We start from the raw sequence: 21,305 nt of genomic DNA, 5'->3' as shown, positions 1-21,305 counted from the left end.
ATTTTCTATGCCGGTCGAAGTTGAACCGTAAAGTGACGCATGATTGGCGCTTCTTGTGTGATTTCGTATCCTTTGGTGATCGAATCTCTGCGTTCAAATACATTTTTCAAAGCGATCGCAATGTATTCCATATGGTTGTCTGTATAAGTACGACGAGGAATGGCAAGGCGAAGGAACTCGGTTTTTGGATACCGGTTTTCTCTCGTTTGAGGGTCACGGTCGGCTAAAATTGCGCCAATTTCTACTCCGCGTATTCCTGCCTCCTTATATAGTTCCACACCTAAGGTTTGTGCTGGAAATTCTTCTCTAGGCACATTGGGTAAAAATTTTAAAGCATCCACAAAAACGGCATGCCCGCCAATTGGTTTTTGCACCGGGATTCCCATTTCAATGAGTCGATCGCCTAAATAGCGTACTTGAGCGATTCTACTTTCTAGGTATTCAAACTCGGTGGCTTCGTTTAAGCCTACGGCAAGAGCAGCCATGTCCCTTCCGCTCATTCCTCCATAAGTAATAAAACCTTCATAAATAATCGTGAACGTAGATGCTTTTTTGAAAAGATCCTCACTTCTTAGTGCAACAAAACCGCCAATGTTCACAAGCCCGTCCTTTTTGGAGCTCATGGTCATACCGTCTCCAAAAGAAAACATTTCAAGACAAATATCTTTGATTGATTTGTTCTTTTGGCCGGGCTCTCTTTCTTTAATGAAATAGGCATTTTCTGCAAAGCGTGCTCCGTCGAAAAACACAGGGATTTCGTATTGTTCGGATAGTGTACAAACTGCTTTTATATTTTCAAGGGAAACGGGCTGGCCTCCTGAAGTATTGCAAGTGACGGTAATTAAGCAGAACGGAATCTGAGACTTCGGATAGGATTGGTACACCTCTTCTAGTTTTTCGAGATCGATGTTTCCTTTGAAGGGATGTTCTAGCTCCGTGATAAAAGCCTCTGCAATTGTACAGTCAATTGCGCTTGCTTTTCGAAATTCAATATGCCCTTTGGTCGTGTCAAAGTGGGAATTTCCCGGTACGACATCATTTTCTTTTACCAATGCCGAAAAAAGCACGTTTTCTGCCGCTCGACCTTGATGGGTTGGCAAGAGATAGGGGTATCCGGTAATCTTTGTGACAGAGTCTTTTAAATCATGAAAGGAGCGTGAACCGGCGTAACTTTCATCCGCGCTCATTAAGGCAGCCCATTGCCGATCGCTCATGGCGCCTGTGCCACTGTCGGTCAATAAGTCCACAAAAACTTTGTGGCTTTCTAAATTAAATAAATTGAATTCAGCTTTGGCGATCCACTCTTCTCGTTGAGCCTCGGTGGACTGAGTGATTGGTTCAACCATTTTCATTTTATAGGGTTCCGCGTAGGGTAATTTCATTGGAGTATAATTAGAGTAATAAATGTAGTTTAAAATTTCAGAGTAAAAAAAGGGATCACTCCGGAGATTTAAAAACAGCATCGTTCGAATGGAATCCAGCCACGCCTCCACTCACTGCAAATTTCATTGCCGTTGCAGCACTCATTCCTTCCACCGGTTTTACGTTCTGCTGTTCGGTGATAATGACCCAACCTGAAATTGCGTAGGAATGGGGGAGGTAGACGGCAACTTTGCCATTCATGCCCACAGCTAGCAGATCTTTTTGGGTTAAAAAACCAATTCGCCAGATCTCCGGTGCGCTATTCACGCGAACCCAAACAGGCTGTGTGAATTTTTTCTTGTCTCCCACAAAGGAAGACATTAGATCTTTGGTCGGGGAGTATATGTGCTTAAAACCGGGCATTCGCTCAAGAACCGTGTCCATACGACCTAGTACGAGTCGGCCGAAAACGAATTTATTTCCAAGATATCCGATGAGTACAATGGAAATGAGAACCAGAAGAAAGGTAATGCCAGGGTAGAGCTTATTAGAAAGGTAGGGTACACTTTCTTCAATGGAGGAAATGATATACCAAAACACAAAAACGGTAAGGCCGAAAGGACCTATAATCATTAACCCCTGAAAAAAATTCTGGATCAGTTGGCTAAGCAGGTCTTTTCGTTTTTGGTTTTGCATCGAAAGGTTTATTTTAAGTTTTACCCGTGTATGGTTTGACTTTTTCCGTAGCTTTGAATAACCTTGGCCTCATGCTCCAGCCACTGTTCCCAGCGCTTATTGACTTTATCTGGATCGCCCAGTTCCCTTGCAAACGCAATAAAGGTAGCATAATGTCCTGCTTCAGAGATCATAAGTTGGTGGTAAAATTCTTGTAGTTGGGGATCGTGTTGTAGGGTTTCAGTGAGAACTTTGAAACGCTCACAGCTTCTGGCCTCAATAATAGCGGCAAACAGCATTCGGTCAATAATTAAATCTTGGCGACTCCCTTGAATCATGAATTTTGCCAAATCGTTTACGTAGTCGTCTTTTCTGGCTCTGCCGAGGACATAGCCTCTCTCCTTAATGATTTCATGCACAAGTCTTAAGTGCTCTAGCTCCTCCTGCGCAATGCTCAATAGTTCAGTTACGATTGTGGTATGTTCTGGAAGCATCGTGATCAGTGTAATGGCGTTAGAGGCCGCTTTTTGTTCACACCACGCATGATCTGTAAGAATCTCTTCAATATTTTCTTTGGCAAGGTTCGCCCACCTCGGATCGGTTGGCAATTTTAGTTTAAACATACTCTTTCATTTGTTCCTAGCGAGTCACTCAAATATAGTACTCTTTTCATAATAATGATACAAATTTATAAAATTCCTTTGTTTTGAAAAGGTTTGCCCTTAGTTGGCACTTCAATTGAACTGCAGATAAAGAATCAATAAACATAAATTATGAAAACCTCAACAACCTTTATTAAACGTAAGTATGAAAAGCTGAGTCTTTTAGCTATTATGTTCTTTGCAAGCATTTTTGCATTTGCACAAGAAACCACCGAACCACTAGATGTGGATGTCACGACTAGCACCAAGACGACCACGACAAGCACAGAATGGATGAGCAATCCACTTTACTGGGTGATTGGAGGTTTAGTCCTTATCATCCTGATTGCAGTTATAGTACGAGGAAATAATAGAGATTAAACTATTATTTCTCAATTCTTAGAAGCCATCCTTAGTTTTAGGGGTGGTTTTTTCTTTTAAGAATCGCAAGGCGTCCCAGCCGAGAGCGTCCACCTTTTTCAGCACTATGGCAAGGCCAAATGCAAGCGTTGCGTTAAGAAGGAAGATCAGAATCAAAAACACACCCCAAGGGAACTGATTTTGAAACGGAACCACAACAAAATAGATCAGCGAGGAACTAATCCCCTGGGCAAAATAGAAGAAGATTGCATTTTCACCAATATAGGTAACGAAATTATTTTTGTTAATTTTTAATCGATTGTAAAGGACAAACAAGGTGACAATTGAAAATAATGTCCAGACAATGTAGGGGATCTTTGGAGGGAATTTTTCTTTATTGATTCGATAAAAAATTTCCGTCCCATAGGATTGAAATAGCCAGAAAATCGCAGCGCCTACTCCTGTATACAATAGTACTACTGTAGAGCGAGAAAGCTTTTTGCCTTTAATTTGATGTGCACAAAGGAACATGGCCAAATAAATTGTGACGTACCCGACCTGACCTTTCGGGTAGTAATGTGGGAACAGATAAAAAAGCACCGTAAGTCCGAGGCAAAGTCCAATAATCCAGTTGATATGCCGGGGTAGATACCGTAAAATCAGGACCCCTAAAACCGTTAGTATAAAATAGACTTTAAGATACCAAAAGCTTCCCATGACGACAGGGAAGGTGTCCGCATTGGTGTAGCGATGGAGATACCAATTTCCTAGGTTTTGCCACTGAGGATACGTGGAAATGCTTCCAGGTGTGTACTTGAAACCAAAGGTGGAATAGAAATTTTGCAACCCTTCGAGCCCCACGGCCCATAGCCCCACCACTTTAAAAAGATAGTCGAGGAAAAACAGGAGCGTTACAAAAATCATAAAGGTGATTTGTAGCTTTAAGAGGCGAAATAAGGTTTTTTCAACTTTTCCGCTTGAGGTGAGTCCGCTGAGCGCATAAAATAGAGGGACGTCAATAAGGAGTGACAAAATGCGGACTTCCGTCGGGACATAATACTGTCCGGACCAAAAAACCGTATGAATGAAGATTACAGAAAGCGTGGCAAACCCTTTTGCAAAATCGATGTACAGATCTCGCTTCATAGTTGAAAATTGTTTAATCAAATATACAATTCTTCCAGCTATTTCTCTAGGTCTATTTTGTCTCCTTATTAAGGATAGATTTAGAGCGGAGCCCTCTAAAAAGTGAGGAATTCGAGCGAGTCACACTGTGAATTAATGAGTTTGGAAAAGCAAAGTAATTACTTAGTGGCTCGAATGGCCTATTTTTGTTGCTAAATTTTAGCAGTAACTCTTTGTGGTTCAGAAAAATTTCTTAATTTTGCAGACTCAAAAGAAGATTATTAACAAATAAAAATTATAGACAATGTTTGCAATTGTAGAGATAGCAGGGCTTCAGTACAAAGTTGAGCAAGACCAGAAGTTGTTTGTAAACCGTTTAAAAGGAGATAAAGGCGCGAAAGTTTCTTTCGACAAAGTTCTTCTAACTGTAAACGGAGCAACAACAGTTGGCGCCCCGGCTGTAGACGGTATCACAGTAGATGCTGAAATTTTAGACCACGTTCAAGCGGACAAGGTGATCATTTTCAAAAAGAAAAGAAGAAAAGGGTACGCTAAAAAGAACGGTCACAGACAACAATTGACTCAAATTCAAATTACAGGAATTACTGGATTTGAAGGGGCGAAAAAATCTGCAAAGAAAGAAAGCGCTAAGTCAGAAGTAAAAACTGTGAAAGCAGAAGCTAAAGTAGAAGCGAAAGGAGCGACCACGACTGCATCCAATGAAGATAGAGCAACCGTTAACTTTGGTGAAGATCATGAATTGAACTATCACTTAAAGAAAAACGAACTTTCTCAATCTAAAGACAACAGAGAAACTCTTATTACTCTTGGAAAGGAGCTTAAGAGCGAATTAGGTAAAAAAGTTCTTTCTCACGAAGAAGTAGATGCTTTAATCGAGAAGAACATTGCACAATTCAAAGAAGTAAAAAAATAACAAACCCTTTAAAACCTAGAATAAAATGGCACACAAAAAAGGAGTTGGTAGTTCCAAAAACGGTAGAGAGTCTCATTCCAAGAGATTAGGAGTGAAGATTTTCGGCGGACAAGACGCAATCGCTGGGAACATCATCGTAAGACAGAGAGGTACTCAACATCACCCAGGTGATAACGTGGGTATTGGAAAAGACCATACTTTATTTGCACTTATTGACGGTAAAGTAGTTTTCAGAAAGAAAGCAAACAACAGATCTTTCGTATCTGTAGATCCAAACGCATAAGAAAAGGCGTTTTATAACTCAAAACGACCAATCGAATTTCGATTGGTCGTTTTTATGTGCATTGTTTTTTAGGATTTTCCTCTTTTGCTTCCACAAGAGTATACAGAGAAAGATTCTTACAAACGAGCATCTACCAAATCTCGGTTTAGCTTTGCTTTGATATCAAAGACGACCGATGGACTATTCTTTAATGGTTCTAAATCCAGAGATAAGAATTCCTCGTGAGCTACTGCAAGAATAATTGCATCGTATTTTTTATCTCCTAAGCTTTGAAGCAAAGGAATACCATAATGGGCTCGAACTTCCTCCGGGTTTGCCCAAGGATCGTACAGGTCGATTTTCGCTCCATAGTCTTTCAGTTCCTTGTAAACATCTACAATTTTAGTGTTCCGAATGTCAGGACCGTTCTCTTTGAAGGTGGCTCCTAGAATCAAAACTGACGAATCTTTAATCGTCATGTTTTTTTGAATCATGAGTTTGACCACTTTCGAAGCAATGAACTCGGATACAGAATCGTTGACCCGGCGTCCTGATAGAATAACATTGGGATGGTACCCAAGTTGTACAGCCTTATGTGCTAAATAATAAGGATCCACTGAGATGCAATGACCTCCTACGAGACCGGGTTGGTAAGGCAAGAAGTTAAATTTTGTGCCTGCTGCCTCTAAAACATCCTGCGTATCAATTCCAACACGATCAAAGATAAGAGCAAGTTCGTTTACGAACGAGATGTTCACATCGCGCTGAGCATTTTCAATTGCCTTTGAGGCTTCGGCTACTTTTAGACTTGGAGCTTTATGAGTACCCGCTTTAATGATTGATCTGTAAAGCGTGTCTATTTCCTCTGCTGCCTCAGGGGTGGAACCCGAAGTTACTTTTTTAATGGTGGTAAGGGTGTTTATTTTGTCTCCAGGAACAATACGTTCGGGAGAATACCCGACGAAGAAATCTTCGTTGAATCTTAATTGTGATTGCGCTTCCAATAGAGGAATGCACTCCTCTTCCGTACAGCCTGGGTAAACCGTAGATTCATAAATTACAATGTCACCGGGTTTAAGCACTTTTCCAACGGATTTAGAGGCTTCAAGAAGCGGTCGTAAATCGGGCGCGTTAAAATCATTAATTGGTGTAGGTACCGTGACGATGTAGATTTGTGCAGATTTTAGATCATGCAGATCGCTGCTTGCTTGATACCCCTTTTGGAATTCGCTCGAACGGGCAAGATCCAAGCGATCTTTAAGATCGATTGGATCTGCCTCCAGAGTTTCATCCAGTCCTTGGTTTAGACTCTCTACACGTTTTTCGTTTATGTCATATCCGAGTACCGGATGCTGTTTTGCGAATTCTAATGCCAAAGGAAGGCCTACATATCCTTGACCAATGACGGCTATTTTTTTCTTCATTGTGTGGATTTGAATATTAACGAGTCAACCAACCTCCGTTTTTAACGGTCGCAATCGCAAAGGGTGAAATCCAAAACAGAGCAACCAGGTAAAATAGACTGTACGGATAAGCCCAGAGGGAATCTGCAAAATTATAACGTTTTGTGAAAAAGGCCATTTGGATGCTAGAGAATATAAAGGTACCTACTAGCGCAGAACTTAGGTAAATTAGCGGATGAGTTAAAACGAAGTATAACATAATGAGTGTGATTGGATACGTGAGAAGGATTTTCATCCATTGATTCACGAAAATAAGGCGAGCACCTGCCTTATTCTTAGCACGGAAATTTTTGAAAATGAATCGGTTCATCATCAAGGTTTCCCGTACATTACTTCTGCCCCAACGGGTAAACATCTTATGAAGATTTTTATAGCCTATGGGTGTATTTGTAAGGACATTTGCATTTCTCTGAAACTGCACATCGTATCCTTGCTCTAGAATGAAGTTCGTCATGGCGCGGTCTTCACCAATCGTGGCATAATTGCCCATAAACTTCTGGTTGATCCATTGTGAAAGAGAATGCAGTGCGGCATTTCTGCGGTAGGCAGAAAGAGCGCCAGGAGTACAAAGGACAAAGCCTAGGGAACTCTGCGCTGCACGCATAAATTCAAAACTGAATACAAAACTTACGTTTAGCATTTTAGGAATCGTTCCTTGGCCTTTGTTAAGCACCTTTACGTTTCCGGCCACTGCTCCGCAGTTCGGATTGGTCACAAACGGACTTACTAGGTTTCGTAAGGTGTCAGGTTCTACAACGGAATCACTGTCAATTGTAATAAATATTTCACCTGTTCCCGTAGTGAATCCCCGGTGAAGTGCATGACGTTTTCCTTTGTTTTCTGCCTGTTGTAAAGTTTTTACTCTGCCACCTAATTCATTTGCGGCTCTTTGAATCCAGTACCAGGTGTCGTCCTTGCTCCCATCATCGATAGCCATAATTTCAAGTTTGTCTGCAGGATAGTTGCTTTCGGTGATACTTTTAAGGGTATGGTAGACGAGAGAACCTTCGTTGTACGCGGGAACTAGAATGGTACACGTGGGAAGCTCGCTATCGCTAACAGAGGCCACAGGTTTGTATTTGAAGTACTGGTAGACAATGTAAAGAAGGAAGAGTAGTTGAAAGGCAAGGATGGACACAAGGAAAATTGCCACAAATTTACCTAGAGGGGTTTCCAGTCTTTTCAGATGAAACTCTTCATAGTAAGGTCTGAAATTGACCACTGCAAAGATTGCACTAAACATCAAAATTTGAACTCCAAGTAAGATTGTGAAATCTCGTTTGCGGAAAATTTTCTTCTTTTTTTCTAGTTGCGGTATGGGACCATTGAGCGTATATTTTTCAGTCATCTTTCTTTTGTTTTTAGATTTGTTAAAATCGCTATACAAAGAAAGTGGATAACAGGGAGGAAAAGGGGGGATTTCGCCCGATGTATGTCGAGCTCCTTATAGATGTTTCACTACTAAAGAGTGTTAAAGAATTTGATGTGTTTTAACAAGTTCGACCAATTCGACTAAAGAATTGAGGCCCAGTTTTTCCATAATTCGTTTCTTGAAAGTGGAAATGGTATTTTGTTTAAGAGCGAGTTCATTGGATATTTCGAGATTTCCATAGCCTTTGGCTAGCAACTCTGCAATTTGTAACTCTCTTGAAGAGAGTTGGTTGAGTGGGTTTAATAGGTTGGGGTTGTGCTGAGACAAGTTCATTAATGTACGAGTCAAAGGGGCAATGTATTCCCCTTTCTTTAGCATATTTTGAATCGCCTCTTCGATTTCGCTTTCGTTACTAAGTTTGTTAAGAAAACCGTTTGCACCTGCCTCTAAAAATTTCAGGGAATGATCACTCTCTTCAAAGCTAGAGAAGATAAGGATCTTAAGATTTGGATATTGCTCTCTTATTTCGGGTAGTATGGTGAGGCAATTTCCGTCAGGATATTGGGCGTCCATAATCGCAATGTCAACTACATTGTGGGAAAGGGTGTTTTTAATTTCTTTCAGGTTCGAGGCCTCTAATACGGTGAATGAGTCTAGGAGGTCACTAAGGATAAAACGAATGCCTTGGCGAACAATATGATGATCGTCTGCCAATAAGAAATTAAGGGTGGTTGTATTTAAATTCATTTTACAAGGTCAAGATTGAGCCGGAACTGTATCTCAGTTCCCTCTCCGAGTTTACTATCAGCAGAAATAGTGCCGCCAAATAAATCCACTATTTCTTTGCAAAGATTTAAACCAAGTCCAGCGCCTAAATTGTCAATTTCTTCCGATACGAGACCTTGGTAATAGGGTTGGAATATTTTCTTCAAGTCCGATTTTGAAATTCCGATTCCTGTGTCTTTCACAACCACATGCAGGGTAAGAGTCTTGTCGTTAAGGGGATTAGCTGCCGCTTTGATGGTGATTTTTCCATTTTCGGTGAACTTACTTGCATTCCCAAGAACGTTGGTTAAAATTTGATGAATTTTAATATTGTCCGCATGAACTCTCCACGAAGGATCGATGGTATTTAAAATTTCAAAAGTATTGTTACGAGATTCTATGTAGGGCTTAAATACATGCAACAGCGCACTAATTTCCTCATAAAGATTGAAGTCCACTTCTTTTAGTTCAATCTTTTGATTCTGGTTTTTGGTATATTCTAAAATTTGATTGGCTTGAATCAAAAGAGAGTTGTTAGTGAATTCAATGGATTTGAGGGCTTCCAGTACAGTGGGGTCCTCAGTCTTTCTCGCAATCCTAGAGGTGAATAAGTTGATGATTTTCAGGGGAGCGCGAATCTCGTGGCTCAGCATTCCTAGAACTCGGTTTTTGAAATTAAGACTGTTGCTAATCGTCTGGTTGGCAAGGCGAAGTTGCTTCTCGTAAAGAAAGGATTGTTTAGTATAGTAAAGAACCACAATCAGTACAAAGAAAATCATAACCAATAGTCCAAGCATCGTGTTTCTCCGAATTTTATTGTTCTTCGAATTTTGCTGGTCGTACTCCTTTTGCAACCCCAGGCTTACATCGCGAATTGTACTTTCGTATACGTCCATCAAGTCATTGCTTAGAATAATGAGATGGTCGTAGTTTTCATACAACTGGCTTGATTTTGAACTAGTGGTTTCAATTCGGCTCTCGTATTTCTTGATCTCTCTAAGATAATGATTGTTTACCGCCGTGACGGCACTGTCAAAATCTTTCTTAATTTTGGTGGTATCAAGTGTGCTTTCTGAGAACGTTTCGATGTATACAGTATCTCGCTTAACCTCTACGTTGCCGGTGATTGCATCTTTTAAGCGAGGAAGAAGCTTCTTTTTGGTCGCACTTGTGTCGGGAGTCGAACGATGAAATTCGACGTTAAAAGTTTGTTTAGGTTCCTCAATATTATAGTTTTCAATCGTGATGGGTTCACTTTTTTTCTCGGGCGATTTTGAATCTTGGTAGACCGTTTCAATTAATCTTTCCAGATCGGAAAGCTCTGCACTTTGTTTATTTTGGGTTTTGAGTCGTCCTCTAAGTGTGGACTTGAGGTCGGGGTGTGCATTAATGCTATCAATGTTCTTGGTGAGTTTACGTAGGGAAGTGAAGTAAGAATCCAAGTACTTCTTCTCGTTTCCACTGATGTATTTTTGCAAATTGTATTGCGTCACGATCAGTTCGGATCGTGAGCTTTGCATGAGCTGGGTCAGTCCTCGGGTTTCTACCAATTGCTTTCGTATAGTCTCTAATTTCTTTGAATTGAAGTATTCATTATAGAAGAACATCAAAATGATTCCTTGAATGAGTAACAAACAGGCTATAAGCGAATATTGAATTAAAGGTTTAAATTTTGCTGGCGATTTGTTCATTGGTAAATGTCAACTCTCAAATTTACAAAAAAGAGTCAAGTTCTAGTCGATTTTGTGACTGCTTAACATTTTGAGGAAACCTTTTTGAGGTCCAAAACGTATGCTAGGTGACAAGAATACACAAAAAAACACCTACGTGTTGTAGGTGTTTTTGCTCCTCCTCTTGGGCTCGAACCAAGGACCCTCTGATTAACAGTCAGATGCTCTAACCAACTGAGCTAAGGAGGAATGCTTTACTGTTTCTAAGCGTCTGCAAATATAATAGGTTTTTTAATTTTGCACAACTATTTTTGGAAAAAAAATTAAAATTTTCCAGTTATCCATTTAAATATATCGTTCCCGAAGATAAGCACCATCAGGCCAAGGAGGAAGATCACCCCGATCATTTGTGCGTTCTCTAAAACTTTCTGTGGCACGGGTTTTCCTGTAATGATTTCCCATAAAGTAAATACGACGTGACCTCCGTCAAGTCCTGGGATTGGGATTAAGTTTAAAAACGCTAACCACACCGAAAACATCGCGGTAAAGCTCCAAAAGAACTCCCAATTAATGGATTCTGGCATCTGCTTAATAATTCCGATAGGTCCAGAAACTTTTTTATATCCTTGTGTGGTGCTGTTGAAGACAATTTTGAATTGTTTGATTTGCATCACAAGCACGTCGATAGTACGTTCCAGACCTCTTGGGATCGCTTCAAAAAAGCCGTACGTTTTCTTTACGTTTGTTCGATCCAAAGCAGCTATGAAAGGGGCTAGGTCGGTTGAGAATCCTAATTTCCCTTCTTTGTCCACTCTTGCAGTCGTATTAAGGGTTTCATTGTTTCGAACAACACTTAATGTAATGTCTTGATTTTGTTTTGTGGATAATACTTCTGTGACTTGATCAAAGAAGGGAGTCGGCATCCCGTCAATGGCTACAATTTTATCCCCTTTTCTTAATTCTGATTTCTGAGCACCCCCATTCGGTGTGATGCTGTCTATAACGGTTGGGAACCGTTGAGAAAAATAAGCTTTGGCCTCGTTTGCTTTCAAAACATCCGCTACGCCATGTTCGTTTACTGGAAAAGTGACTTCTTGGCCCTCGCGAAGGACAGTAACCTCATCTGCGAAAAGCATGTTGACCATGGTCGTTTCAAATCGCTCTGCAGGTTTCCCATCAATAGCCAGGATTTTATCGCCAGTCATCAGACCCATTTTCTTTCCTTCGGTGGTCACTGAAATTCCATTTTCAAATTTCGTGTTGTCGTGGAAACTTTCTCCTTTGAAGTAAGAAAGGGAAGAGTAAATTAGCCAAGCAAGAAAAAAGTTAACGGTAACCCCTCCAAGCATAATGATAAGGCGTTGCCATGCCGGTTTACTTCTGAATTCCCATGGCTCTGCCGGTTTTTTAAGTTGTTCGGTGTCCATACTCTCGTCCACCATTCCTGCAATTTTCACGTATCCTCCTAAAGGCAACCATCCGATCCCGTATTCGGTACCGCCAATTTTCTTTTTTACTAGGGAAAACCAAGGGTCAAAAAAGAGGTAAAATTTCTCGACGCGAGTTTTAAAATATTTAGCCGGCAGGAAATGTCCTAATTCGTGGAGAACCACAAGTATTGAAATACTTAGGAAAAACTGAAATAATTGAGCTATAGTCATTAAATGTATTTAAATAATAAGTGGGGCAAAGGTAGTAATTATCAAAGGTCTGCCAAAACAAAAAGGTTCCCTTTAGAAGAGAACCTTGTATCTTTATTTTTGAATGGATTAGAAGTTGAAAGAAACCCCTAAACTACCGTTGTTACCAAATTCTCCGTAGATACCTACGTTTTGGTTGAAGAAGTAACGAACACCTAAGTGTGCGCCTAGACCAAAGTCTTTCCCTAGAACCCCAATGTTAACGCCTGGATAAACGTCCCATTGTTCTGGTAAGTTTAATGGCTCTTGTAAGTGGAATCCTACACGACCGAATACAAATAGGTTATTGTCTTCGTTATTGTCTTTGTACCCATCGAAATACACGTTTGCACCTGCACCAAGAGAAACAATACCTCCTAAACCGTAGTCATAACTACCTGTGATTCCGGTTCCGTAGCCCCATCCGTTTAGACCGACTTGCACTTTCTGATCTCCTTTTCCATTCCATGCTTGAGCAGAGACTGTGCTACCTATAAACAGCATTGAGCATACTAAAATAAGCTTTTTCATAATTTTTTTAATTTTAATTGTTCAAGTAAGCGAATTCAAATATGGAGCCAAAAATAAATTATTTGGTTCGGATATGTAAATTATTATAAATTTAAAAAAAGTTCTATATGAAATCAATGCATTTATTTGGTCTTAGCTTAGATATAAAGTGGCATGATCCGGCATATAATTTTAAAAACATAGAATCTCTGGTAGAGAACGTCGAGGTGGATTTAATTGTGCTTCCTGAAATGTTTTCCACTGGTTTTTCTATGTCACCTAAGCAAATCGCGGATAGAGACCGCTCGAGCTTAGAATGGATGAGAAAACTCGCCCGCGTAAAGAATGCAGCAGTTTGCGGCAGTGTGGCTATTGAGGAATCGAATAGTTATTTGAATCGAATGTATTTCGTAAATCCTGAGGGGAACTATGCGTACTATGACAAACGCCATCTTTTTTCCTTTTCGGGAGAAGACAAAATCTATACCCCTGGGAAGGAGCGTACAATTGTAGTTTATAAAGGAATTCGCTTTTTATTGCAGGTGTGTTACGATCTTCGTTTTCCTGTATTTTCCCGTTATAAGGAAGATTATGATGCGATCTTATACGTAGCCAATTGGCCAGAAAAGAGAGTCGATCATTGGCAAAGTTTACTCAACGCTCGCGCAATCGAAAATCAGTGCTATGTTTTGGGAGTGAATCGAACGGGAATGGATGGAAATGATTTGAACTATGTACCCAGTTCTTATCTTTATTTTGCTGACGGTAAGTCGATCGCAGAAGAAACGAAGGAAGGCATTACGGGCAATATTGATTTACAACGTTTGCAGAAATACCGGGAGCATTACAAATTTCTAGGGGATCGGGACCACTTTTCCATTGAGGACTAGGACTGCGTGGAATGTTTTTTAAGTAAAGATTCAAGGGTATTTACATCGTGAACTCCACTTTGTTTGTAAAGCAGTTCTGCATTTTTGAAAATCGCTAAAGTGGGAACACCCCGAACTCCGTATTCGGCGGCAATGCTTGGAAATTGATCTACGTCGATTTTTACAATTCTAGCTAGCTCTCCAATTCTATCCTTTACTTCTGTTAAGACGGAAGACTGTACTTTGCAAGGACCGCACCAGGTCGCAAAAAAGTCGATGAGCACGGGACGTTCCGAATCGATAAGTTCTTTGAATTTTTGTGACATAACAAAAGGGTTTCTAATTGTGTTTTTACAATATGTAAAATTGGCAACCTCGTACTTCGCAGTTATTTAAGCGAGATTCCCTCTAGTTGTTTAATGGAATTAAATCCTCCTTCGATTTCTTTATAATTTCGGATTCCTCTCGAATTGAGGATGCTACCTGCAATCATGCTACGGTATCCGCCAGCGCAATGAATGAAGAAGGGTTGGTTTAAATCCATTTTGCTAGCCCACTTAGAAATCTGATCTAATGGCGCATTAATAGCTCCTTCAATATGCTGGGCCTCAAACTCTTCTGGTTTTCGGACGTCAATAATTTTAACTTCCTGTTTTGATTCGTTTGCAAAACTTTGTGCAGTGACTCGTTCAATGGAATCTGATTCTTTCCCACTCGCTTTCCAGGTAGGGAATCCGTTATTTAAATATCCAATTACATTGTCAAAGCCGACTCTTGCTAGTCTTGTAATGGCCTCTTGCTCCATCCCATCTTCAGTTACAAGCAGTAGGGGTTGTTTTACATCCACTATCATTGCACCAACCCAGGGTGCAAAATCTCCTTTAAGTCCAATATTGATGGAGTTCGGGATGAATCCTTTATGAAACTCTGCGGCCGGTCTGGTGTCTAATATAAGAGCACTGCTTTGCTCCGCTGCACTTTCAAATTCACTCGGTTCTAAAGCTCTAAGACTATTGTTTAACACCTGATCAAAGCTGGCATAGCCCCCTTTGTTGAGTGCGACATTCATCCCAAAATATTGAGGAGGTGCTGAGAGTCCATCAAGGACCGCCTCTACAAAAGCTTCTTTGTTTGGCTGGTTTAGCGCGTAATTGGTTCTTTTTTGGTTCCCAAGGGTATCCACGGTTTCTTTTTGCATGTTTTTGCCACACGCAGAACCTGCACCATGTGCCGGATAAACAAGCAGTTCATCGGGAAGTGGAATGATTTTGTTTTGAAGGCTGTCGTAAAGCAATCCTGCAAGCTCTTCCTGGGATAGGTTTGCTGCTTTTTGAGCCAAATCAGGCCTTCCAACATCTCCTAGAAAAAGAGTGTCTCCTGAGAATATAGCATGGGGATTTTGGTCTTCGTCAAACAAAAGATAAGTGGTACTCTCCATGGTGTGTCCGGGTGTATGAAGCACCTTGATTTTCACTTTCCCAATTTCTAAGATCTCACCATCCTTTGCAATCGTAGCATCAAAAGTAGGATCTGCCGTGGGACCGTACACAATCGGAGCTCCTGTTTTTTCACTTAAATCTACGTGACCGGAGACGAAATCTGCATGGAAATGCGTTTCGAGAATGTACTTTAACTCAACTCCATCTTGGGACAAGCGTTCAAGATAGGGGTGGGTCTCCCTAAGTGGATCAATAATGACAGCTTCTCCTTCAGAGACAATATAATAAGCACCTTGAGCTAGGCATCCTGTGTAAATTTGTTCAATTTTCATCTTCTGTAAATTGTGTGTCGTTTTGCTATACATTGCAAATTTCGACTAATTATTTTAAATCCTCCCACGAAGTGGTTCATTGTTGCAATTGATGAAATCAATCACTGTACTTTGTCTTTTGTTTCTCGTTCCTATGTCTATAAGAATTTCAGCCTTCAAGGATCTTTCACTTCTTTTCCACGTGAGTTCTTTAGTGGAAAGTGGTTTCCATGCTTGTTTTATTTTAGGATAAGTTCTTTTACTATAATGAAGATCCCCATGGAAAGAACAACCCATCCAAAAAGCGGTTTTAGTTTTTTGGATTCTATGTTTTTTGCAAAGGCAACCCCGACCAAGATCCCTACGATAGAGAGTCCTGTGAAGATTAAAAGAAAAGGCCAATCGATATGCACCTTGTCTAATGAGGACACGAATCCAATAAGTGAGTTCACAGAAATAATAAATAACGAAGTACCTACTGCCTGTTTCATTGAAACCCCAACGAGCATAACCAGAGCCGGAACAATTAGAAATCCTCCTCCCGCGCCAATAAAACCCGTGATGATTCCCACGAGCAGTCCTTGCGAAGCAAGAAGTGTATAGTTCGACTCTTGGAACTTCCTACCTCTAGGCCTTTCCTTTTTTTGAATCATTTTAATCGCTGAGATAAGCATTAGTATCGCAAATAAGAGCAAAATAAACATCTCATTGGTAATGGTGATTCCCCAACGGTTGATAATGTACGGGGGCAGATGGGGAAGAACCACTCTTCTTGAAAAGAGGATTCCAAGGACGGAGGGGAGCCCAAATTGCAATGCAGTCGAAAACTGCACGTGTCCTTGTCGAACAAAACTAACAGAGCCAACTGAACTTGTAACCCCTACCACAAATAAGGAAAGCGTTGTCGCTGTAATTGCGTCTATTTCAAAAAGGTAAGCGAAGACGGGAACACTTAAAATACTGCCACCGCCCCCAATTAATCCCATGACGAGACCGATGACGATTGCAAAAAAATAACCTAAAATATGCATCTAGTACTTGGTTTTTGATCGATTTCAAAGGTAATACAATTTATTTTTTTTCCAATTTGTCACTAAGGAAAGGCATTATTTGTTTTTTTGCTCTAAAGAATTTCAAGAATTTCAAGGGACTGTTGACCTACCTCTAGGCGATCTCCGACTTTTTTGGTAGTAAATTCTCGGTAGACGGGGGCTTGGTCTGAGACCGATACAATCACGGTTTTGTTAATTTCTGTGCTAGGAATGGATACGCCAAGAAAATACCAATCTCCACTTGTTTTCACAAGCGCACCTTTCTCTAATCGATCATGAGACTGGTCCTTTTGCTCCAGCAAAAAATCCGCAGTTAATTTTGCTTCACGAAGCAGTTTTTCAAAACGAAGTTGCATATCCTTCGCTTCGGTTTGTCGAGAGAAGTCTTCGGGCTCTCTGGTTTCTTGTTCGTCAATATCAGAAGCGGTTTGGTATCGTTCTACCGAACTTTCTAAATTATCTATAATGGTTTTTTGCTTTTCAATCAAAGCTTCTATTAGTTCAGTCCGAGTCATAGGGATTAATTTGATGTTGTAACAAATCTAGGAAATTTATCTTAAAAAAAGGGTTGGTTTTGAGGACCAACCCTTTTTCGGCACAAGTGTATCTGGTTTTTAAAAATTTGTAGTAAATCCAACTCCTAGGGAACGGCCGGGAGCTAGAATTCTTTGGTTTGAATCGGAAGAAAGTGTCCTGCTTAAGTGCTCTGCATAGGCTACATTAAACACATTGCTCACGCTTGCAAAGATCGAAGTGGATTTAAAAATTGCATATTTGAAATCCAAGTCGAGCAAGGTGAAACTCGGTGTTTTTAGCTCAGAGAAAGAAGGGTCAATTCGATTTTGCGCTCCCGTATGTCTAAGGTTAGCACCGAGTTCCAATGGATAGAAATTTGCCGTTACGTTGAGTCGTAAATCGAGAGGTGAAATTTCAGCAAGGGGAATCTTTGTGGCAAGATTCTCGGCATAGGTGTAGGCAAGACCAAAGGAGCTATGGAAATGGCTATTAAGATGGTATTTGGCCACCAACTCGAAACCGGTTTTGAACGCTCGGTCTAAATTCACATACTGTCTCACGCCGGGACTTCTCATGGAGGATTTCGGAACGTCCAGATTGATTTTACCTGATATAAAGTCTGTTAGATAAGAGTAAAACCCTGAGGCTTGAATTGAAAATGCCTTATTTTGATAGGAAAGAATAAGATCCGTTTGAAAATTACTTTCAGGTTTTAATTTTGGGTTCCCGAGCATTTCATAATTGTCTAGGCCTTGAGGGAAACGATTGATGTAGCGTTCGGATAAACTGGCGCTACGCTCCGCCCTCCCGCTCCATAGGGCAAGGGAGAGGGCTGGACTTAATGCCCTAGTATACCCCACACTAAAACTATGGTTTAAATTGTCTGATTTTCCATCCCCATACAGAGCGATGAAAAGTTCCGAGAGCTCTTTCGCCTGTCCTTGGTCATAGTCCATTCGATAGGAAAGAGTCAGTTTGGAGTTTTCCCACCGGGTCTGAAACTCGTTAAACCAGCCCCATTGATCCAAAGTGGAATCTTGCCAGCTAGTACCATCCCTCTGCATGGAGTGACCCATCATGGGCATTGTCATTTCTTTGTTTTCAGCACTTTGGAATTTGAAATCCATACCCGTAAAGAACTTGCTGTTCTCGGTTTGAAAAGTCGCTTCCGTACGAGCTCCGTAGGTTTTTGCGAAGACTTTTGACACCATTGAGTGATCATAGGTCCCCATGGAATGGTCTACCCAGCTTCCGTACCCTGAGAAATCAAGAACTTTTAGTAATTTCTGGTCAAAATGAATTTTGTGTTCAAGTTGTGACATCCAAGTTTTGTCGTAAAGCAAATCCATGCTAAGGGCTGCGAATTCTACGTTTCTCGCTTGGTTCGTAGTAAGTTGAAGGGTGGTTTGCTGATGCTCATTCCAACGTAGGGTAGATTTGGATCCCACATTGTACCTAGTGAAACTAGAGGGGACTTCTGCGTCGTTGCCATCCTGGTAAGAATCAGCAGTTTGGTAACCCGCAAAGAGATTTGAGACCAATTTTTTTGATTGCAACGACACAGAGGCTTCGCTCTTAAATAAGCTTCCATTCGATTCGTATCCCGACGAAAATCGGCCACTCAGTGCAATAGAATCCTTAAAGGAGGGAGCGAGGGTCACAAAGTTGATGCTGCCCCCAAGCGCAGGACCGTACCGAAAATGATAAGGGCCTTTGTAGATTTGCGCTTCTTGAACCATGTTCATGTTTATTTGGCTGCTTGGAGGGTCCATTCGGCTTGGACAAGCGTTTAAAGCGCTAAGCCCACCATCGATCACGATGTTGAGCTGCTCGTATTTGAATCCGCGTAAAACGGGATCCATCCCGTACTGACCCGCTTTGCGAATGCCGCTAATTTCGGGCAATTGAGTTAGAAATCGACCGGCGTCATGGGTGAGTCGATCTGTGTCTCGAAGTGTAAGATCTTTTATTTTGGAGTCTCTATTTTGAGTTTTGCGGAGGGTAACGCGTTCAATAGAATGGATTTTGGTGGTGTCTAGGTCTATTGTATTTTGAGCTAATAGAAGAGTGTTGCTCGTAATGAAATAGATGCAAAACGCTACGAGGAAGCGATTTGAATAAGGTATTGACTTCATGATTTTGAATTTTTAAATGAGAAAACGGGCTAAGTCCCAAAATGGGAAGTAGCATGAAATAATCGGTTAAAAAATCAAAATTGTGGAGGCGCTGTGCGTACGCTAAAGAGTGGATTGCTAAATAGAGAAGGAGAATACCCAATCTTTTCGAGGGTTTGTCGAAATTTACTAGGAGGGCTTAAATCAATTGTACTTTCGGAGGGAAGTATGTGAAATTCAAATCCGATTTGCACGAGCCTAAAAAGGGAGTTTGAATTCTCACTTGCTTTTGTGAGTTCACATTTCCCATGGCACTCCAGTTCCGGACGGTCCTGATTCATACAGTGAAGCTCGTAAAAGCTTCGGTTGACCTGATAATCGACGAGCAGCAGGGAGTTTTGAAAGCTTGCTGCAAAGATCAGTAGGGACAATATGTGTAAGGATACCCATTTCATTTTGTCGTACAAAGGTAAATCTTTGAATCGGTGGAACCGCGGAGAATAGAGGGCAAATGAAGTGATATTCGTCACGTAGAAGAGGAAATAGAAGTCTCATTCCATTATTTTTTTGGCTCAGCGTTCTATTCTTTTCGCAAAATATCCTAAATTTAACCAAAACAAAAGAAACATCAGTGAATTATGGCAGATCGAACTAAATTCATAGAGGAGCTTCAAAAGCGCTATAGCCCCAAAAACGAGCATATTATTTTGGGAAAAGGAATGCTGGATACCCAGGTGGTTCCCGAGGTAAGCGTTAGTTTACCCTTAAAGACCATCAACCGACACGGTTTAATAGCAGGAGCTACAGGGACAGGAAAGACCAAAACGGTCCAAGTGTTCGCAGAGCAATTGTCGCATTTAGGAGTTCCGAGTTTAGTATTGGACATTAAAGGAGATTTTTCCGGAATTGCGCAAAGTGGAGTGAGGAACGATATTATTAACGACCGGTACGGAAAAACACTCTTAGAGTGGAATGCCCAGTCCTTTCCTGTGGAGCTTTTAAGTATATCGGGTGAGAAAGGGGTCAAACTTAGAGCAACCGTGACCGAATTTGGGCCCTTACTTCTTTCCAAAATATTAGATCTAAACGATACGCAGACTTCCATTATGTCTATCGTTTTTAAGTATTGTGACGACAAGGGTCTGCCCCTTATCGATTTAGACGATTTAAAGAAAGTATTGCAATACGTGACAAGCACACCTGAGGGCAAAGCGGAAGTGTCTGCCGATTACGGTTCGATATCCTCTGCCTCCTTAGGGGCCATTTTAAGAAGCATTGTGGCTTTAGAGCAGCAAGGAGCGGGCGAATTGTTTGGCGAGCCGAGTTTTGATGTTCAGGATCTTCTCCAAACCCGAGACGGGAAGGGGGTTGTAAATATTTTACGAGTGGCGGACATTCAAAGCAGACCCATGCTGTTTTCCACCTTTATGCTTTCTCTGTTTGCTGAAATCTACATGACATTCCCTGAAGAGGGAGATTCTGGAAAACCGAAACTGGTTTTATTTATAGATGAAGCGCACCTTATTTTCAAAGAAGCGTCAAAAGCCTTACTTTCGCAGATTGAATCCATGGTAAAGCTAATTCGCTCAAAAGGAGTCGGAATTTATTTTATCACTCAAATTCCGGGCGATGTGCCTCAAGAAGTTTTGTCTCAATTAGGGATGAAAATTCAGCACGCACTTCGGGGCTTTACGGCAAAAGACAGGAAGGAGATTAACAAAGCGGTTGAAAATTATCCCATCACGGAATTTTACGATGCGGGACAACTGATACAAAATCTTGGAATTGGAGAGGCATTTGTGACGGCACTGGATGAAAAGGGAATCCCAACGCCTCTTGTGCATACTTATTTGATCTCTCCGGAATCCCGAATGGATGTACTAAATGAAAGTGAAGTGACCGAGCTCACTTCAAATTCTTCGCTCGTAAGAAAATACGAGCAAACCTTAAACAAAGAGTCGGCTTCCGAACTTCTCACCAAGCGAATGGAAAAAGCGGTGGAAGAGGCGGAGCCAGAGGTAAGGAAAACCACGCGAAGTCCAAAACCAGAACCTGGTGTTTTGGAGAGTGTAATGAAAAGTAGAGCGGGACGAACCTTTACCACTACCTTAGCTCGGGAAGGAGCCAAGTTTGTTTTGGGTATGCTTGGGCTAGGAGGAAGGAAAAGATAATAAAAAACAATCAAG

Annotated in this window: 21 protein-coding genes and 1 tRNA gene; 5 read left to right on the top strand and 17 right to left on the bottom strand. The window is 41.1% G+C overall.

Annotated elements, in window-relative coordinates; all coding sequences use genetic code 11:
- Positions 1-5 precede the first annotated feature (5 nt).
- Genes ACX3PZ_RS02415 through ACX3PZ_RS02405 form a run of 3 tightly spaced genes read right to left on the bottom strand, consistent with a single transcriptional unit; the run spans position 6 to position 2,660 of the window.
- Positions 6-1,382, bottom strand: a complete 1,377-nt coding sequence (locus ACX3PZ_RS02415; RefSeq protein ID WP_459111919.1) for a tryptophanase — start codon at positions 1,380-1,382, stop codon at positions 6-8.
- A 55-nt stretch (positions 1,383-1,437) separates the two neighbouring features.
- Positions 1,438-2,058, bottom strand: coding sequence for a DUF502 domain-containing protein (locus ACX3PZ_RS02410; RefSeq protein ID WP_459082749.1), 621 nt, complete (start codon positions 2,056-2,058; stop codon positions 1,438-1,440).
- Positions 2,059-2,078: 20 nt separating this feature from the next.
- Positions 2,079-2,660, bottom strand: coding sequence for a MiaE family protein (locus ACX3PZ_RS02405; RefSeq protein ID WP_459111918.1), 582 nt, complete (start codon positions 2,658-2,660; stop codon positions 2,079-2,081).
- Positions 2,661-2,810: 150 nt separating this feature from the next.
- Here ACX3PZ_RS02405 and ACX3PZ_RS02400 point away from each other — a divergent pair, with 150 nt between their 5' ends.
- A complete protein-coding gene (locus tag ACX3PZ_RS02400; RefSeq protein WP_459082745.1) occupies positions 2,811-3,059 on the top strand; it encodes a hypothetical protein in 249 nt (82 codons plus the stop codon).
- Between the two features lie 18 nt (positions 3,060-3,077).
- Here the strand turns inward: ACX3PZ_RS02400 and ACX3PZ_RS02395 are convergent, their stop codons facing one another.
- Positions 3,078-4,184 (bottom strand): acyltransferase family protein, encoded by a 1,107-nt coding sequence (locus tag ACX3PZ_RS02395; protein ID WP_459111917.1) that lies wholly within the window; start codon positions 4,182-4,184, stop codon positions 3,078-3,080.
- A gap of 283 nt (positions 4,185-4,467) precedes the next feature.
- Here ACX3PZ_RS02395 and rplU point away from each other — a divergent pair, with 283 nt between their 5' ends.
- Positions 4,468-5,097, top strand: a complete 630-nt coding sequence (gene rplU / locus ACX3PZ_RS02390) for a 50S ribosomal protein L21 (RefSeq protein WP_459082741.1) — start codon at positions 4,468-4,470, stop codon at positions 5,095-5,097.
- Positions 5,098-5,122: 25 nt separating this feature from the next.
- Positions 5,123-5,380: a 50S ribosomal protein L27 gene (rpmA, locus tag ACX3PZ_RS02385; RefSeq protein ID WP_459082739.1), complete on the top strand. Its 258-nt coding sequence runs from the start codon at positions 5,123-5,125 to the stop codon at positions 5,378-5,380.
- Between the two features lie 116 nt (positions 5,381-5,496).
- Here rpmA and ACX3PZ_RS02380 read toward each other — a convergent pair whose 3' ends face one another.
- The 7 genes from ACX3PZ_RS02380 to ACX3PZ_RS02350 all read right to left on the bottom strand — a co-directional run bounded on the left by ACX3PZ_RS02380 (position 5,497) and on the right by ACX3PZ_RS02350 (position 12,839).
- Positions 5,497-6,783 carry a nucleotide sugar dehydrogenase gene (locus ACX3PZ_RS02380; protein WP_459111916.1) on the bottom strand — a complete coding sequence of 429 codons (1,287 nt, stop codon included), beginning with the start codon at positions 6,781-6,783 and terminating at the stop codon, positions 5,497-5,499.
- A 16-nt stretch (positions 6,784-6,799) separates the two neighbouring features.
- The gene (locus ACX3PZ_RS02375; RefSeq protein WP_459082735.1) at positions 6,800-8,170 is read right to left on the bottom strand and encodes a glycosyltransferase family 2 protein; all 1,371 of its coding nucleotides are present in this window, start codon (positions 8,168-8,170) and stop codon (positions 6,800-6,802) included.
- Positions 8,171-8,293: 123 nt separating this feature from the next.
- Positions 8,294-8,941, bottom strand: a complete 648-nt coding sequence (locus ACX3PZ_RS02370; protein ID WP_459111915.1) for a response regulator — start codon at positions 8,939-8,941, stop codon at positions 8,294-8,296.
- Positions 8,938-10,650, bottom strand: coding sequence for a sensor histidine kinase (locus ACX3PZ_RS02365; RefSeq protein ID WP_459111914.1), 1,713 nt, complete (start codon positions 10,648-10,650; stop codon positions 8,938-8,940). Before ACX3PZ_RS02365 ends, ACX3PZ_RS02370 begins: the two co-directional genes overlap by 4 nt.
- Before the next feature lie 154 nt (positions 10,651-10,804).
- Positions 10,805-10,878: transfer RNA gene (locus ACX3PZ_RS02360), tRNA-Asn, on the bottom strand.
- A 74-nt stretch (positions 10,879-10,952) separates the two neighbouring features.
- Positions 10,953-12,290: an RIP metalloprotease RseP gene (gene rseP, locus ACX3PZ_RS02355; protein ID WP_459082729.1), complete on the bottom strand. Its 1,338-nt coding sequence runs from the start codon at positions 12,288-12,290 to the stop codon at positions 10,953-10,955.
- Between the two features lie 108 nt (positions 12,291-12,398).
- On the bottom strand, positions 12,399-12,839 hold the full coding sequence (locus tag ACX3PZ_RS02350; RefSeq protein ID WP_459082727.1) for a DUF6646 family protein: 441 nt from the start codon (positions 12,837-12,839) through the stop codon (positions 12,399-12,401).
- 107 nt (positions 12,840-12,946) lie between these two features.
- Between ACX3PZ_RS02350 and ACX3PZ_RS02345 the strand changes: the two genes are divergently transcribed.
- Complete coding sequence (locus ACX3PZ_RS02345; protein WP_459111913.1) at positions 12,947-13,708, top strand: amidohydrolase; 762 nt, start codon at positions 12,947-12,949, stop codon at positions 13,706-13,708.
- Here the strand turns inward: ACX3PZ_RS02345 and ACX3PZ_RS02340 are convergent.
- The 6 genes from ACX3PZ_RS02340 to ACX3PZ_RS02315 all read right to left on the bottom strand — a co-directional run bounded on the left by ACX3PZ_RS02340 (position 13,705) and on the right by ACX3PZ_RS02315 (position 19,574).
- A complete protein-coding gene (locus ACX3PZ_RS02340; RefSeq protein WP_459082723.1) occupies positions 13,705-14,013 on the bottom strand; it encodes a thioredoxin family protein in 309 nt (102 codons plus the stop codon). The genes ACX3PZ_RS02345 and ACX3PZ_RS02340 overlap by 4 nt on opposite strands.
- Before the next feature lie 62 nt (positions 14,014-14,075).
- Positions 14,076-15,458, bottom strand: coding sequence for an MBL fold metallo-hydrolase (locus ACX3PZ_RS02335; RefSeq protein WP_459111912.1), 1,383 nt, complete (start codon positions 15,456-15,458; stop codon positions 14,076-14,078).
- A gap of 218 nt (positions 15,459-15,676) precedes the next feature.
- Positions 15,677-16,468 (bottom strand): sulfite exporter TauE/SafE family protein, encoded by a 792-nt coding sequence (locus tag ACX3PZ_RS02330; protein WP_459082719.1) that lies wholly within the window; start codon positions 16,466-16,468, stop codon positions 15,677-15,679.
- A gap of 92 nt (positions 16,469-16,560) precedes the next feature.
- Positions 16,561-17,004, bottom strand: coding sequence for a hypothetical protein (locus tag ACX3PZ_RS02325; protein ID WP_459111911.1), 444 nt, complete (start codon positions 17,002-17,004; stop codon positions 16,561-16,563).
- Between the two features lie 99 nt (positions 17,005-17,103).
- Positions 17,104-19,140 carry a TonB-dependent receptor domain-containing protein gene (locus tag ACX3PZ_RS02320; RefSeq protein WP_459111910.1) on the bottom strand — a complete coding sequence of 679 codons (2,037 nt, stop codon included), beginning with the start codon at positions 19,138-19,140 and terminating at the stop codon, positions 17,104-17,106.
- Between the two features lie 74 nt (positions 19,141-19,214).
- The gene (locus ACX3PZ_RS02315; protein WP_459111909.1) at positions 19,215-19,574 is read right to left on the bottom strand and encodes a hypothetical protein; all 360 of its coding nucleotides are present in this window, start codon (positions 19,572-19,574) and stop codon (positions 19,215-19,217) included.
- Between the two features lie 183 nt (positions 19,575-19,757).
- Between ACX3PZ_RS02315 and ACX3PZ_RS02310 the strand changes: the two genes are divergently transcribed.
- Entirely contained in the window at positions 19,758-21,290 is a 1,533-nt protein-coding gene (locus ACX3PZ_RS02310) for a helicase HerA-like domain-containing protein (protein ID WP_459111908.1), read from the top strand.
- Positions 21,291-21,305: the final 15 nt, after the last annotated feature.

It is taken from the genome of Chryseobacterium sp. A321, from assembly GCF_054489265.1.
Note: the sequence above shows the minus strand (reverse complement) of the source record. Positions and strands in the feature narration are given on the sequence as shown.

Coding starts and splice junctions, on each gene's coding strand:
- ACX3PZ_RS02415 (WP_459111919.1), bottom strand. CDS start 1,382: ATGAAATTACCCTACGCGGAACCCTATAAAATGAAAATGGTTGAACCA.
- ACX3PZ_RS02410 (WP_459082749.1), bottom strand. CDS start 2,058: ATGCAAAACCAAAAACGAAAAGACCTGCTTAGCCAACTGATCCAGAAT.
- ACX3PZ_RS02405 (WP_459111918.1), bottom strand. CDS start 2,660: ATGTTTAAACTAAAATTGCCAACCGATCCGAGGTGGGCGAACCTTGCC.
- ACX3PZ_RS02400 (WP_459082745.1), top strand. CDS start 2,811: ATGAAAACCTCAACAACCTTTATTAAACGTAAGTATGAAAAGCTGAGT.
- ACX3PZ_RS02395 (WP_459111917.1), bottom strand. CDS start 4,184: ATGAAGCGAGATCTGTACATCGATTTTGCAAAAGGGTTTGCCACGCTT.
- rplU (WP_459082741.1), top strand. CDS start 4,468: ATGTTTGCAATTGTAGAGATAGCAGGGCTTCAGTACAAAGTTGAGCAA.
- rpmA (WP_459082739.1), top strand. CDS start 5,123: ATGGCACACAAAAAAGGAGTTGGTAGTTCCAAAAACGGTAGAGAGTCT.
- ACX3PZ_RS02380 (WP_459111916.1), bottom strand. CDS start 6,783: ATGAAGAAAAAAATAGCCGTCATTGGTCAAGGATATGTAGGCCTTCCT.
- ACX3PZ_RS02375 (WP_459082735.1), bottom strand. CDS start 8,170: ATGACTGAAAAATATACGCTCAATGGTCCCATACCGCAACTAGAAAAA.
- ACX3PZ_RS02370 (WP_459111915.1), bottom strand. CDS start 8,941: ATGAATTTAAATACAACCACCCTTAATTTCTTATTGGCAGACGATCAT.
- ACX3PZ_RS02365 (WP_459111914.1), bottom strand. CDS start 10,650: ATGAACAAATCGCCAGCAAAATTTAAACCTTTAATTCAATATTCGCTT.
- rseP (WP_459082729.1), bottom strand. CDS start 12,290: ATGACTATAGCTCAATTATTTCAGTTTTTCCTAAGTATTTCAATACTT.
- ACX3PZ_RS02350 (WP_459082727.1), bottom strand. CDS start 12,839: ATGAAAAAGCTTATTTTAGTATGCTCAATGCTGTTTATAGGTAGCACA.
- ACX3PZ_RS02345 (WP_459111913.1), top strand. CDS start 12,947: ATGAAATCAATGCATTTATTTGGTCTTAGCTTAGATATAAAGTGGCAT.
- ACX3PZ_RS02340 (WP_459082723.1), bottom strand. CDS start 14,013: ATGTCACAAAAATTCAAAGAACTTATCGATTCGGAACGTCCCGTGCTC.
- ACX3PZ_RS02335 (WP_459111912.1), bottom strand. CDS start 15,458: ATGAAAATTGAACAAATTTACACAGGATGCCTAGCTCAAGGTGCTTAT.
- ACX3PZ_RS02330 (WP_459082719.1), bottom strand. CDS start 16,468: ATGCATATTTTAGGTTATTTTTTTGCAATCGTCATCGGTCTCGTCATG.
- ACX3PZ_RS02325 (WP_459111911.1), bottom strand. CDS start 17,004: ATGACTCGGACTGAACTAATAGAAGCTTTGATTGAAAAGCAAAAAACC.
- ACX3PZ_RS02320 (WP_459111910.1), bottom strand. CDS start 19,140: ATGAAGTCAATACCTTATTCAAATCGCTTCCTCGTAGCGTTTTGCATC.
- ACX3PZ_RS02315 (WP_459111909.1), bottom strand. CDS start 19,574: ATGAAATGGGTATCCTTACACATATTGTCCCTACTGATCTTTGCAGCA.
- ACX3PZ_RS02310 (WP_459111908.1), top strand. CDS start 19,758: ATGGCAGATCGAACTAAATTCATAGAGGAGCTTCAAAAGCGCTATAGC.